The 13,307-nt window shown below is 67.8% G+C and carries 12 protein-coding genes; 6 read left to right on the top strand and 6 right to left on the bottom strand.

Going from position 1 to position 13,307, the window contains the following annotated elements; translation table 11 throughout:
* The first annotated feature begins 130 nt into the window (after window positions 1–130).
* Window positions 131–1,429 carry an ergothioneine biosynthesis protein EgtB gene (egtB, locus tag ABAZ39_RS05535; RefSeq protein WP_038527557.1) on the top strand — a complete coding sequence of 433 codons (1,299 nt, stop codon included), beginning with the start codon at window positions 131–133 and terminating at the stop codon, window positions 1,427–1,429.
* A gap of 99 nt (window positions 1,430–1,528) precedes the next feature.
* Window positions 1,529–1,861, top strand: coding sequence for a (2Fe-2S) ferredoxin domain-containing protein (locus ABAZ39_RS05530; protein WP_038527555.1), 333 nt, complete (start codon window positions 1,529–1,531; stop codon window positions 1,859–1,861).
* 89 nt (window positions 1,862–1,950) lie between these two features.
* Here ABAZ39_RS05530 and ABAZ39_RS05525 read toward each other — a convergent pair whose 3' ends face one another.
* Window positions 1,951–3,114, bottom strand: coding sequence for a nicotinate phosphoribosyltransferase (locus ABAZ39_RS05525; protein WP_014240665.1), 1,164 nt, complete (start codon window positions 3,112–3,114; stop codon window positions 1,951–1,953).
* A 365-nt stretch (window positions 3,115–3,479) separates the two neighbouring features.
* On the opposite strand from ABAZ39_RS05525, the gene ABAZ39_RS05520 reads away from it, so the two are divergent.
* From ABAZ39_RS05520 to ABAZ39_RS05510, 3 genes are all read left to right on the top strand, one after another.
* The gene (locus ABAZ39_RS05520; RefSeq protein ID WP_081862892.1) at window positions 3,480–4,007 is read left to right on the top strand and encodes a flagellar basal body-associated FliL family protein; all 528 of its coding nucleotides are present in this window, start codon (window positions 3,480–3,482) and stop codon (window positions 4,005–4,007) included.
* A gap of 111 nt (window positions 4,008–4,118) precedes the next feature.
* A complete protein-coding gene (gene gor / locus ABAZ39_RS05515) occupies window positions 4,119–5,471 on the top strand; it encodes a glutathione-disulfide reductase (protein ID WP_038527553.1) in 1,353 nt (450 codons plus the stop codon).
* Window positions 5,472–5,640: 169 nt separating this feature from the next.
* Window positions 5,641–6,537: a manganese catalase family protein gene (locus ABAZ39_RS05510; RefSeq protein WP_038527551.1), complete on the top strand. Its 897-nt coding sequence runs from the start codon at window positions 5,641–5,643 to the stop codon at window positions 6,535–6,537.
* Window positions 6,538–6,619: 82 nt separating this feature from the next.
* On the opposite strand, the gene ABAZ39_RS05505 is transcribed toward ABAZ39_RS05510, so the two are convergent.
* The gene (locus ABAZ39_RS05505) at window positions 6,620–7,963 is read right to left on the bottom strand and encodes an AmpG family muropeptide MFS transporter (protein WP_038527549.1); all 1,344 of its coding nucleotides are present in this window, start codon (window positions 7,961–7,963) and stop codon (window positions 6,620–6,622) included.
* Window positions 7,964–8,180: 217 nt separating this feature from the next.
* Here ABAZ39_RS05505 and ABAZ39_RS05500 point away from each other — a divergent pair, with 217 nt between their 5' ends.
* The gene (locus ABAZ39_RS05500) at window positions 8,181–9,566 is read left to right on the top strand and encodes a class II 3-deoxy-7-phosphoheptulonate synthase (RefSeq protein WP_014240660.1); all 1,386 of its coding nucleotides are present in this window, start codon (window positions 8,181–8,183) and stop codon (window positions 9,564–9,566) included.
* 88 nt (window positions 9,567–9,654) lie between these two features.
* Here ABAZ39_RS05500 and ABAZ39_RS05495 read toward each other — a convergent pair whose 3' ends face one another.
* The 4 genes from ABAZ39_RS05495 to ABAZ39_RS05480 form a co-directional block, all read right to left on the bottom strand.
* On the bottom strand, window positions 9,655–10,107 hold the full coding sequence (locus tag ABAZ39_RS05495; protein WP_038527547.1) for a flagellar basal body-associated FliL family protein: 453 nt from the start codon (window positions 10,105–10,107) through the stop codon (window positions 9,655–9,657).
* Window positions 10,108–10,247: 140 nt separating this feature from the next.
* Entirely contained in the window at window positions 10,248–11,741 is a 1,494-nt protein-coding gene (gabD, locus tag ABAZ39_RS05490; protein ID WP_038527545.1) for an NADP-dependent succinate-semialdehyde dehydrogenase, read from the bottom strand.
* Between the two features lie 141 nt (window positions 11,742–11,882).
* Window positions 11,883–12,773: a pantoate--beta-alanine ligase gene (gene panC / locus ABAZ39_RS05485; protein WP_051657820.1), complete on the bottom strand. Its 891-nt coding sequence runs from the start codon at window positions 12,771–12,773 to the stop codon at window positions 11,883–11,885.
* 152 nt (window positions 12,774–12,925) lie between these two features.
* Window positions 12,926–13,090, bottom strand: coding sequence for a hypothetical protein (locus tag ABAZ39_RS05480; RefSeq protein ID WP_014240656.1), 165 nt, complete (start codon window positions 13,088–13,090; stop codon window positions 12,926–12,928).
* Between the last annotated feature and the right edge of the window lie 217 nt (window positions 13,091–13,307).

The following is a 13,307-nucleotide window of genomic DNA, read 5'->3' as shown; positions in this document are numbered from 1 at the left end:
CCCTCCGATGCGCCACCCAGGATGGTTGGACCATGCGGCACAATGGACCTGTTGTTTCTCCGGCGGAGTCCGGGCGCGTTCCCGCGCCGTTCCCGCCGCGGAAAACCCGCTCCCGCAGGGAGGTTCCCCCGTGCCCGACACCCATCTCGCCACGCACGCCCAGCCGTCCGGCGACGCCCTTCGCCAAGCCCTTTCCACCCGTTTCCAGAAGATCCGCGCCCGCACCGCCGAACTCGCGGCCCCCTTGTCGCCGGAGGATCTGATGGTCCAGTCGGTGGCCGATGGCGCGCCGGCCAAATGGCACCTCGCCCACACGACGTGGCTGTTCGAAACCACCGTCCTGGTGCCCTGCAACCCCGGTTACCGCCCCTTCGACCCGGCCTTCCTGACGCTGTTCGCCGCGCGCGACGACCGGTTCGGCAGCCACCAGCTTCCCTCTCCCACCCTGCGCCTGCTTTCCCGGCCCAACGCAGCGGAGGTGATGCGCTACCGCGACCATGTGAACGCCGCGGTGCTGCACCTGCTGAACCAAGCCGACGAGACAGAGTTGCCGGAGATCGCCGACCGTGTGATCGTCGGCATCACCCACGAGCGGCGCCACCAGGAACGGCTGCTGACCCACATCAAGCACGCCTTCTGGAGCAACCCGCTGCGCCCCGCCTACGACCAGCCGCCGCAGGCCGTGCCGGCCCCGCCGCAGCCGGAACGCTGGATTGAGCATGAGGGCGGCCTCGTCGAGATCGGGCGGACGGAGGACTGGGCCGGATTCGACCATGAGGGGCCGCGCCACCGCGTCCATCTGGAGCCCTTCCGCCTCGCCGCCCTGCCGGTGTCCTGCGGCGCCTTCCGCGACTTCATCGAGGACGGCGGCTACGCGAAACGCTCGCTCTGGCTCGCCGACGGCTGGGAGGCGGTGCAGACCGAGGGTTGGCAGGCCCCGCTCTATTGGGAATGGCGCGACGGCGCGTGGCAGATCTTCACCCTCTACGGCATGCGCGCGCTCGATCCCGCCGAGCCGGTCTGCCATGTCAGCTGGTTCGAGGCCGACGCCTTCGCCCGCTGGGCCGGCAAGCGCCTGCCCGAGGAGGCCGAATGGGAGGCCGTGGCGTCGCGCTGCGACAGCATGGGCAACCTGCTGGGCACCGGCCACCGCCATCCGCGCCCCAGCACCTGCCACGGCGACGGCCCCTGGCAATTGTTCGGCGACGTGTGGGAATGGACGCGCAGCCCCTTCACACCCTACCCCGGCTACCGCCTGCCGGACGGGGTGGACGAGGCCGTCCATGGCCGCTTCATGATCAACCGCATGGTGTTGCGGGGCGGCAGCTGCGTCACCCCCTTCGACCACGCCAACCCGACGACCCGGCATTACCTGCGGCCGGAATCCCGTTTGTCCTTCACCGGCCTGCGGCTGGCAGAGGATGCCTGATGAATAGGACAGCCGAGACATTGGAATCGTTTTAAACGGTAGCGCTGCACCGCAGCAAGCTCTATAACCATAATTAAATTATGGCCTATGGAGCCTTCGATGTCTCTCGACCTGCCTCAGGTGTTCCGCCACCACGTCTTTTGTTGCGCCCAGCAGCGCCCGCCCGGCCACCCGCGCGGGAGCTGTGCGGCGAAGAACGCCCACCCGCTGTGGGAGCAGCTCGGCCAGCGCATCCAGGCCAAGGGGCTGCTGGACGTCGGCATGGCTTGGACCGGTTGTCTCGGCTTCTGCTCCGCCGGGCCGCTGATGGTGGTCTATCCGGAGGGGCTGTGGTACCGCCCGGAAACGCCCGCCGACATCGACGAGATCGTCGACTCGCACCTCGTCAACAACACGCCGGTCGAACGGCTGGTGATGGTGCTGACCCGCTGAACGCAAAGGCTGAACGCAAAAGCCCCTCCGCGGCATAGCCGGCGGAGGGGCGTTCTCCTTGCGGAACGACAGTGTGCGAAACGACGATGCTACTTGCGGAACAGGAACTCGCGGCCGACCTTCACGCGCTTCTCGCCGTCGTACTCGATGATGTCGGCGGTGGCGTAGGTCTCGGTCCAGCGCTCGGGCAGATAGCTGCCGGTGCCGATGATGTCGACGGGGGCGTTGGCCTCCGCCATCAGGCGGCATTTCGCCGGGCCGAAGCCGGAACTGGCGACGATCTTCACCGCCGGGAATCCGGCCTCGTCCAGCTTCTCGCGCATGAAATGGATCGCCGCGGCCGACACGCCGGTGCCGATCAGGTAGCGAAGCTGCGTCTCGTCGCGGTAGCCGCGGATGGAATGGGGCGCGTGCCGCTCCAGCACCGCGTAGGAACCCGGCGGGTCCAGCCCTTCCAGGAAGCGCCCGCCCGGCGTGTCGAGCCGCACCGCCAGCTTGCCCTGCGCGGCGAGACCGGGGAAGCGGCGGCAGACCTCCAGCGCGTCGGTCACCTCGCGCCCGAAGTAATCGACCAGGACGGTCAGCGGCAGCTCGGGGAAGGTCTCGTGGAACATCTCCGCCGCCCGCACGGTCGATCCGGCATAGCCGATCAGCGCGTGCGGCATCGTGCCCATGCCCTTCTTCTGGCCGAAGAAATGGGCGGTGGCGTCGGTGGCGTTGCCGATGAAGCCCTTGGCGCCGACCTTGCGCTTCGCCCGGTCCGACCCGACCGAGGCGGCGTAGGCCATCATCTCCTCCATCTCCGTGCCGGCGCAGTGGCGCGCCTCCATGGCGAGGAAGGCGGTCTTCGGCAGGTCGGCGCACATGGTGAAGGCATTGTAGGCGCCGACGCAGGCGGGGCCGAGCTTCTGCAGGATGATCGTCTCGGTGTCGACCAGATGGTAGAAGGAGCCGGTGATGTAGAGGATCGGCTCGCCCGCACCGACCCACTTTCCTTCCGGATAGTTCAGGACGATGTCGAGGTCGAAGCCGCGCTCCCGCGCCACCGCCTCCAGCCATTCGATGGCGAGTCGCGGCGCGCAGACCACCGGGCGGCGCATGAAGATGGCGTAGGTGACCTTCTTGTCACCGAATTTCCCGACCGCCTCCTTGGTCCGCTTGAAATAGGTGTCGGTCCATTCGGTGATGGCCGACGCGGGCGGATGGCTGGCGGGCGTGTGACTGGCCGGCGGCTGGTTCCTGGTCTCGTCCATGGCGATGTCCTTGTCTTCCCGCTCTTGCCCTTCACGATGGCCCCGTCCGGAGGCCGCCCCCGCGGCGGGAGAACGGCAATCCGACTGAGAAACCAGCATTATACGCCCCGGCCCTCCGGTGGAAGAGGCTTCATCCGCTTCGGCCAACCGCCGCAAGCAATGGTGATTTACCGAAAATACACTACGAAATCCGGCGCATTTCAAACACAAAGAAGCTGAGAAGAGATGCGCAATTCCTGACTGTAATGCGCTGTCACCAAAAAGTATAAAATACCTGTATTTGACGGCTTTCTTTTACCCATCCACCATACACCCAAGAACAGGCACCACCCCCTTCCGGTGCCGGGAAAAGCGACGAGGTCGGCATGAGCCGGACAATCCGCCAGAACGCGCCGAACATTGCGGCAGGCTCCTCGACGATGGGTCCTTCGACGGCAGCCCCCTCGACGCTGGATCGCCTGAGCCGGCGGGTGGTGGTCGGGCTTCTCTGCACCATGGCCGGTCTGGCCGCCGCGGGCACCGGCGGGGCCTTCCTGCTGAAGCCCGGCACGGCGCAGGCCGGGCGCGTGGTAGGGGACACGCTGCGCACCGCCGCCAACTACGCACGGCTGCCGGCGATGATCTTCACGCTGAGCGACGGCGACCGGCTGCGCGAGCTGCGGGTCCGCGTGGTGCTCGACATGGAGCCGACGGCCCCCGCCAAGACGGTGGAGAGCTATGGACCGCGCATCGCCAGCGCCATGACCAACGTGATGCTGGAAACCGACCCCGGCGAGCTGCGCGGCCGCAACGGCGCCTTCTACATCAAGGACGCGGTGATGCGCACCGCCGCGAAGGAACTCGGCGCGATGAAGATCCGGCAGGTGCTGGTCCAGGAACTCGTCATGCGCTGACGGAAGGCCCGCTCCGCCCATGCCGATGCCGGCCCTCCAACGCTCGACAGGGGAGCCGGAATGGGGAACACTCCCCTCCCGTTCGGATCTTGGGATTGCAAGGAGACGGCCGTGGCCGAGTTCGATTTCGACCTGTTCACCATCGGTGCCGGCTCCGGCGGCGTCGCGGCCAGCCGGCGGGCCGCGGCCATGGGGGCCAAGGTCGCCATCTGCGAAGGCAGCCGGGTCGGCGGCACCTGCGTCATTCGCGGCTGCGTGCCGAAGAAGCTGCTGGTCTATGCCGCCCAGTTCCGCGACGCCTTCGAGGACTCCAGCGCCTATGGCTGGTCCACCACCATGCCGGCCTTCGACTGGGCGACGCTGATCGGGCGCAAGGACGCCGAGATCGACCGGCTGAACGGCATCTACATCAAGATGCTGGAGAACTCCGGGGTCACCCTGCACACCGGCTTCGGGCGGCTGATCGACCGCCACGCAGTGGAGGTGGCGAACCAGCGCTACACCGCGAAGAACATCCTGGTCGCCACCGGCGGCTGGCCGGCGCTGCCCAAGATTCCGGGCATCGAGCACGCCGTCACCTCCAACGAGGCGTTGCAGCTCGGCACCCTGCCCCACTCCGTCATCATTCTCGGCGGCGGCTACATCGCCGTGGAGTTCGCCGGGATCTTCCGCGGCCTGGGCGCCGAGGTCACGATCATGATCCGCGGCGAGGAGCTGCTGAACGGCTTCGACGACGACATCCGCGTCGCGCTGGCACAGGAGATGCGCAAGCGCGGCATCACCATCCTCACCCGCACCCAGCCGGTGAAGGTCGAGGAAGGCCCCGGCGGCTTCACCGTCACCGACCAGCTCGGGCGGGAGCATTCCGCCGGCCTCGTCATGGCGGCGACCGGGCGCCGGCCGAACACGCGCGACCTTGGGCTGGAGGCCGCCGGCGTGGCGCTGGACGACGCCGGGGCGATCCGGGTGGACGAGTATTCGCGCACCAGCGTGGACAACATCTTCGCCGTCGGCGACGTGACCGACCGCATGGCCCTGACCCCCGTCGCCATCGCCGAGGGGCGCGCCTTCGTGGAGACGCTGTTCAACGACAACCCGACCAGCATCAGCTACGCCAACATCCCGACCGCCGTCTTCTCCATCCCGCCGCTCGGCACCGTCGGCCTGACCGAGGCGGAGGCGCGGGCGAAGTACGCCACCGTGGACATCTACAAGGCCGGCTTCCGCCCGATGAAGCACACCATGTCGGGCCGCGACGAGCGCGTCCTGATGAAGCTGGTCGTGGACGGCGAGAGCCAGCGCGTGCTCGGTTGCCACATGATGGGCATGGACGCGCCGGAGATCGTCCAGGGGCTGGGCATCGCCCTGAACTGCGGCGCCACGAAGAGAGATTTCGACCGGACCATCGCCCTCCATCCCTCTACCGCGGAAGAGTTCGTCCTGATGCGCGAGAAGGTGTCCTGACGATCGGACATAAAACCAAAGGTCAGGAGCCCGATTTCCTGGAACGCTTCTAAGAAGCCTGTGTTGAGGGCACACGACGATGGCGGCGGCACTCACGGCGGCGGTCAAGCACCCCCGCGGAAGCCACCGCCTTCCATCCTTCATCAAGGCTCCCGGAGGGCTCCTACGCATGTTCATGCACAACAAGAACCTGATGTACACCGTCCGCGTCGCCGAACCGGACCCGAAGCTGGCCAGCCTGATGCTGGAACAGTTCGGCGGACCCCAGGGCGAGTTGGCGGCGGCCTTGCGCTACTTCACGCAGGGCCTTTCCGACGAGGACCCGGGCCGCAAGGACATGCTGATCGACATCGCGACCGAGGAACTGAGCCATCTGGAGATCATCGGCAGCATCGTCGCCATGCTGACCAAGGGCGTGAAGGGTAAGCTGGCCGAGGGCGCCGAGGAGGTCACCGACCTCTACGCCGACATCGCCAAGGGCAACGGCAGCCACACGCTGGCCCTGCTCTACGGCGGCGGCCCGGCGTTGACCAACTCCGCGGGCCAGCTCTGGAACGCCGGCTACATCGACAGCATCGGCGAGCCGACCGCCGACCTGCGCTCCAACATCGCCGCGGAATCGCGGGCCAAGATCATTTACGAGCGCCTCATCAACATCACCCCGGACCCGGGCGTCAAGGACGCGCTGACCTTCCTGATGACCCGCGAGGTGGCGCACCAGAAGATGTTCGAGAAGGCGCTCTATTCCATCGAGAACAACTTCCCGCCGGGCAAGCTGCCGGGCAACCCGGAATACACCGACAAGTACTACAACATGAGCCAGGGCGACGGCGACATGCGCGGCCCGTGGAACCAGGGCGAGCAGTGGGAGTTCGTGAACGTCACCCCCGACCAGGGCCCGGTCAGCGGCGGTGACGGCAACCCCTCGGTCCGGCTGGCGGCCGAAGAGATGAAGGCCGTCAACGAGGCCGCCAAGCGCACCATGTCGCGCACCGACGTGAACCCGGTGACGGGTGCCGACCTCGGCGCCGGCCCCGGCTCCGGCAAGATGACCCCGGTGAAGTAACCCCTACCGTCCCAATTCCCCTCCCCCGCCCAGCGGGGGAGGGTCAGGGTGGGGGCAAGTGTTGGATTGCCGACTTCCCCACCTAAACCTTCACAACCGCCTCATCCCGCCTTGGCCGCGTCATCAGCCACAGCAAAACCAGCAGCCCGGGCACCGCCCCACCGGTGGACAGCAGGAAGAAGCTGCTCCAGTCCATCCGCTCCGCCAGCCAGCCGGACGACGCCCCGAACAGGTCCCCGCCCAGCTTGTAGAAGCTGCTGAGCAGCGCGTATTGCGTGGCCGTGTAAGCGGTGTTGCACAGGCTCGACAGATAGGCGACGAAGGCCGCCGTCGCGATGCCGCCGCAGACATTCTCCAGCGCCACCGTCACCGCCAGCGCCGACACGTCGTGCCCGACCTGCGCCAGCATGACGTAGCCGAGATTGGACAGCATCTGCATCAGCCCGCCGACCAGCAGCCCGCGCAGCACGCCGATGCGCCCGACCAGCACGCCGCCGATCAGCCCTCCGATGATCGTCGCCCACAGGCCGAACAGCTTGGTGACGTTGGCGATCTCCGTCTTCTCGAAGCCGAGATCGACGTAGAAGGGCGCCGACATCACCCCGGCCAGCACGTCCCCCAGCTTGTAGCAGGCGATGAACAGCAGGACCGCCGCCCAGGCCGGGCGCGTCATGAACTCCACAAAGGGCGCCACGACGGCGCCGTAAATCCAGGCCAGCAGGTCCGCCTTCCAGCCCGTCAGGTGCGGGCGGGCGGCCAGCCAGTCGGCCACATGCTGCTCCCGCGCCTTGGACTCCGCGGTGTCCGCGACCTTCGGCTCGCGGTTCAGCAGGATCGTCACCATGCCGACCGCGACCAGCCCGGCCATGACGTAGTAGGCGACGTGCCAGCCGAAGAACTCCGCCAGGTACAAGGCCCCCGCCCCCGCCGCCAGCATGCCGAAGCGGTAGCCGAGCACGAGGATGGCCGCACCGGCGGCCTGCTGGTGCTCCTCCAGCACCTCGACGCGGTAGGCGTCGACCACAATGTCCTGGCTGGCCGAGAAGAAGGCGACCACCACCGCCAGCATGGCGGTCCACCACAGGTCGGTGACCGGGTTGGTGCTGCCCAGCCCGATCAGGGCCGCCATCAGCCCGGCCTGCGCCACCAGCGCCCAGCCGCGTCGCCGTCCGAACAGACGGGTCATCACCGGCAGGCGCAGCCGGTCGATCAGCGGCGCCCAGACGAACTTCAGGGCGTAGGGCATGGTGACCAGCGCGAACAGGCCAATGGCCGTCTTGCTGATGCCGCCTTCGCGCAGCCAGATCGACAGGGTGGACCCGGTCAGCGCCAGCGGCAGCCCTTCGGAAAACCCAAGGAACAGAATGGCCAGAACGCGCCGGTCAAGATAGACGGAGGCCGCCTGACCCCAGGAGGATGGTTTCACCCGCTCAACCCTTCCGCACACCTGCGTAACCGTCTGTATAAGCTCCAGCCGGACGCCCCGGCCAGCGCGCTTTTTCGGGCGCGACGCCGCATCATCCATTGCGGAAGTTGCGGTCGAAACTATGGAAAAATTTCCCGGCGACCGCTATACAGAGTACCCCTCTGGCCGCCATCCGGCCATCGAGAGGAACCCTTAGCACAAGGAAAGAGCGGGCGTCATGGTTGAGCGTTGGTCCCCCGACAGCTGGAGGTCGAAGCCGGCGAAGCAGCTTCCGACCTATCCGGACCCGTCCAAGGTCGAAGCGGTCGAGCAGCGCCTGTCCTCCTATCCCCCGTTGGTCTTTGCGGGCGAGGCGCGCCGGCTGAAGGACAGCCTTGCCGCCGCCGCCGCCGGCAACGCCTTCCTGCTGCAGGGCGGCGACTGCGCGGAGAGCTTCGCGGAGTTCCACCCGAACAACATCCGCGACACCTTCCGCGTCCTGCTGCAGATGGCCGTCGTGCTGACCTTCGGCGCCGCCATCCCGGTGGTCAAGGTGGGCCGCATGGCCGGGCAGTTCGCCAAGCCGCGCTCCGCCGACACCGAGGTGCTGGAGGGGATCGAGCTTCCGTCCTACCGCGGCGACATCATCAACGGCTTCGACTTCACGCCGGACGCCCGCGTTCCCGACCCGGAGCGCATGATGCAGGCCTACACCCAGGCCGCCGCCACGCTGAACCTGCTGCGCGCCTTCTCCCAGGGCGGCTACGCCGACCTGCACAAGGTCCATCAGTGGACGCTGGGCTTCGTTGAGCGCTCCCCCGCCGGTGAACAGTTCCGCGAGATCGCCAACCGGCTGGACGAGACGCTGGGCTTCATGGCGGCCTGCGGCATCACCGCCCAGACCACCCCGCAGATCCGCGAGACCGAGTTCTTCACCAGCCACGAGGCGCTCCTGCTGCCGTTCGAGCAGGCGATGACCCGCGTCGACAGCACCACCGGCGACTGGTACGACGTCTCGGCCCACATGCTGTGGATCGGCGACCGCACCCGCCAGCTGGACGGCGCGCATGTGGAGTTCCTGCGCGGCGTGAAGAACCCGATCGGCCTGAAGTGCGGCCCGACGACCGATCCGGACGAACTGATCCGCCTGATCGACCTGCTGAACCCGACCAACGAGCCGGGCCGCCTGACCCTGATCGTCCGCATGGGCGCCGACAAGGTGGCGGAGAAGTTCCCGCCCCTGCTGCGCAAGGTGCAGCGCGAGGGCCGCGTCGTCGTCTGGTCCAGCGACCCGATGCACGGCAACACCGTCAAGTCCTCCAGCGGCTACAAGACCCGCCCGGTGGAAAAGGTGCTGTCGGAGGCACGCGATTTCTTCGCGGTGCACGAGGCCGAGGGCACCCACGCCGGTGGCGTCCATTTCGAGCTGACCGGTCAGGATGTGACGGAGTGCACGGGCGGCGCCCAGGCGATCACCGACCACAAGTTGGCGCTGCGCTACCACACCGCCTGCGACCCGCGCCTGAACGCCAGCCAAGCGCTGGAGTTGGCCTTCCTGCTGGCCGAGGAGCTGAAGCGCGCGCGCCTGAAGCGCGATGCCGACCGCCGCGCCGCGGCGGAGTAAGGCGTTTCCCTGGGGGCGATTTTCCCCCTCCCCGAGGGACGGGAGGGACCCACGCGCAAGCGTGGGAGGGTGGGGGCAGCGCCCTCTCCTACCGCACCACCATCCGCTCCAGCAGCACCTCGCGCACGCGAATGGCCTGCGCTTCGCGTTTCATCACGCTCGCCACGGTGCTCTTGATCAGGTTGGCGCCCTCGGCCCCGTTCAACTGGCCAGGCTCGATCTGGCGCAGACGGTCGGCCATCTGGTCGGCGATGCGGGGGACGAAGGGCGTGGCCGGGTTCGGGTCCCCCGTGGGCTCGATCTCCAGCAGAATGCGGATGTCCACCAGACGCGCGTCGCTGCCGCCCAGCGTGAAGGTCATCGTCGGCAGGGACGCGTAGGTCTTCTGCGCCTTGCGGTCGCCACCGGCGCTTCGCGTGCCGGATGTGCCGGAGACCACCGTCCAGGTGCCCAGCGCGGCGAGCAGCACCAGAAACACCGCGACGAGGACGGGCATCAACGACACCGATTCCCCATCGGAGCGCCGCAGCAGGAACCGCACGGGCCGCCTTTCCCCCATCATTCCCCTGGATGGGGCATGGGCATATTTAATGATGATTTATCCTAGATAAAAAAACGGGGCCGGTCAAAGCGCGTCGCGCGACCAGCCCCGCTTTTTTACTTGAAATCAGCGCCCGTCCTTCAGCCGCCGATGCCGCCCATGCACAAATACTTGATTTCCAAGTAATCCTCGATGCCGTACTTGGAACCCTCGCGGCCGATGCCGCTTTCCTTCATGCCGCCGAAGGGAGCGACCTCGGTGGAGATGATGCCCTCGTTGATGCCGACGATGCCGTATTCCAGCGCCTCCGCCACCCGCCAGACGCGCCCGATGTCGCGGCTGTAGAAGTAGGCGGCCAGACCGAACTCGGTGGCGTTGGCCATGCGTACGGCCTCCTCCTCCGTCTCGAAGCGGAACAGCGGGGCGACCGGCCCGAAGGTCTCCTCGCGGGCCACTTTCATCGCCGGAGTCACGTCGGCGAGGATGGTCGGCTCGAAGAAGCTGCCGCCCAGCTCGTGCCGCTTGCCGCCCAGCACCACGCGGGCGCCCTTCTCCGTGGCGTCGCGGATGTGGTCCTCGACCTTCTCCACCGCCGCCATGTCGATCAGCGGCCCCTGCTGCGCCCCCTCCGTGGTCAGGCCGGGGCCGACCTTCAGCGCCTTCACCGCCTCGGCCAGCTTGGCCGCAAAGGCGTCGTAGACTCCGGACTGCACCAGCAGCCGGTTCGCGCAGACGCAGGTCTGGCCGGTGTTGCGGTACTTGGACGCGATGGCGCCCTTCACCGCCTCGTCGAGGTCGGCGTCGTTGAAGACCAGGAAGGGCGCGTTGCCGCCCAGCTCCAGCGAGATCTTCTTCACCGTGCCGGCGCATTGGGCCATCAGCTCCTTGCCGATCTCGGTGGAGCCGGTGAAGGTCAGCTTGCGCACCGTCGGGTTGCCGGTCATCTCGCCGCCGATGGCGCGGGCAGAGCCGGTGACGACGCTGAGGATGCCCGCCGGAATGCCCGCCCGCTCCGCCAGCACCGCCATGGCGAGCGCGGTCAGCGGGGTCGCGGTCGCCGGCTTGATGACCATCGGACAGCCGGCGGCCAGCGCCGGGCCAGCCTTGCGGGTGATCATCGCCGCCGGGAAGTTCCACGGCGTGATGGCGGCGGTGACGCCGATCGGCTCCTTCGTCACGACGATGCGGCGGCCCGGCAAATGCTGCGGGATGGTGTCGCCGTAAACGCGCTTGCCCTCCTCGGCGAACCATTCGATGAAGGACGCGGCGTAGGCCACCTCGCCCCGCGCCTCGGCGAGCGGCTTGCCCTGCTCCGCCGTCATGATGCGGGCGATATCCTCCTGGTTCGCCATCATCAGGTCGAACCATGTCCGCAGGGTCTTCGCACGCTCCTTCGCGGTCAGGGTGCGCCAGGCCGGCCAAGCGCGCTCGGCGGCGTCGATGGCGCGGCGCGTCTCGTCCGCGCCCATCATCGGCACGCTGCCCAGGACGCTGCCGTCGGCGGGATTGGTCACCTCCACGGTCTTGCCGCTGTCGGCGTCGATCCACCGGCCATCGACGAAGCACTGGAAGCGCAGCAGCTCGGCGTCCTTCAACCCAAGACGGCGGGCGGTGTCCACGGAATCGTACGGCATGGTGCCTTCCTTCCCTCGTTTCTTGCGCGCGGCCTCGCGGTCGGCCGCGCGTTCGGCAGAGAGTATAGGGCACCTCGCCCGCTCTGCGATCCTTCCCGTTGTGTGGGCAGGCCGCGCGGACCGGGGAAGAGAGGTCGGCGGTTACGCCGGAAGGACCGGCACGTTGTCGATCAGGCGGGCCTTGCCCATCCAGGCGGCGGCCAGCAGGCGAGCCGGACGCTCCGCGCGGGTCACCGGCACCAGCGTGTCGGCGTCGCGCAACTCGACATAGTCGATGGAGCCGAATCCGGCGGCGGTGATGCGCGTCCGCACCGCCTCCAGGGCCGTGGCGGCCTCCGCCCCGCCGGCCAGCGCCGTGGCGGCGTCGCGAAGCGCGCGGTTCAGCTCCGGCGCGCGGGCGCGCTCGTCGGCGGACAGATAGGCGTTGCGCGAGGACATGGCGAGCCCGTCGGCCTCGCGCACCGTCGGCAGCCCCTCCACCCGCACCGGGATGTCGAGATCGCGGGCGAAGCGGCGGATGACCATGAGCTGCTGGTAGTCCTTCTCGCCGAACACCGCCACATCGGGCTGGGCCTGCAGGAACAGCTTGGTCACGACCAGGGCGACGCCGCCGAACATCTGGGGCCGGAAGGTGCCGCACAGCCCCTCCGCCGGGCCGCCGACCGAGATGGCCGTGGCGAAGCCCTCCGGATACATCGCGCGCACCGTGGGGGCGTAGAGCAGATGGCAGCCCGCCGAGGCGAGCTTGCGCGAATCCCCGGCCTCGTCGCGCGGGTAGCGGTCGAAGTCCTCGTGCGGGGCGAACTGGGTCGGGTTGACGAAGACGCTGGCGACCACTTGATCGGCCAGTTCCCGCGCGCGGCGCACCAGGGCGAGATGGCCGTCGTGCAGCGCCCCCATGGTCGGCACCAGGGCCACCGTTTTGCCGTCGCGATGCCAGGCGGAGACCTGGGCGCGGAGATCGTCCACGCTGCGGACGACCGGCAGGGGCTGTTCCGACTCCGGCAGGCGGGCGGCGGCGAGGGAGGTCATGGCGGGTGCTCCACAGGCGTCATAAACGGCGCTGGGATAAACCGCCGGATCGGCGCTGTCCAGTCATGGAATTAACCGGGCGAGCCCAAATTTGAAATTTTTCCATCCTGCGGGCGGGTCGGACCGCGAAGCCCACCCCGCCCGCGGGCGGGTCAACGCATCAGCGTGACGACGACCAGATAGGTCAGGTTCACCCAGGCGCCGAGCGTGGCCAGGAGGACCAGGGTGGCCGGAGACAGGACCACCGAACCGAGGATCACGACGAGCGCCACGACCAGCAGGCCGAGAGCGAGAAGGGTCACGCGCGTATCTTCCATGTCACTGCTTCCAGATGATTGAGCAAATCGGATGCTGGAAGCGATAAACGAAAACCCCACGGGCTGTAGCTGATCTGAATCAACTGCGGTGGCGTTCGTCTCAAAAAGGCACACGCGACTGGGCAAAGGTATTTTGTGGTGTTGCGTCCAAGCACAGGGCCACGCAACCGGCGCGACGACCCATTACTGGCGAATTTCAACGATGTCTGGGAGAAGA

The sequence above is a fragment of the Azospirillum argentinense genome, from assembly GCF_000632475.1.
GTDB lineage: Bacteria > Pseudomonadota > Alphaproteobacteria > Azospirillales > Azospirillaceae > Azospirillum > Azospirillum baldaniorum.
Note: the sequence above shows the minus strand (reverse complement) of the source record. Positions and strands in the feature narration are given on the sequence as shown.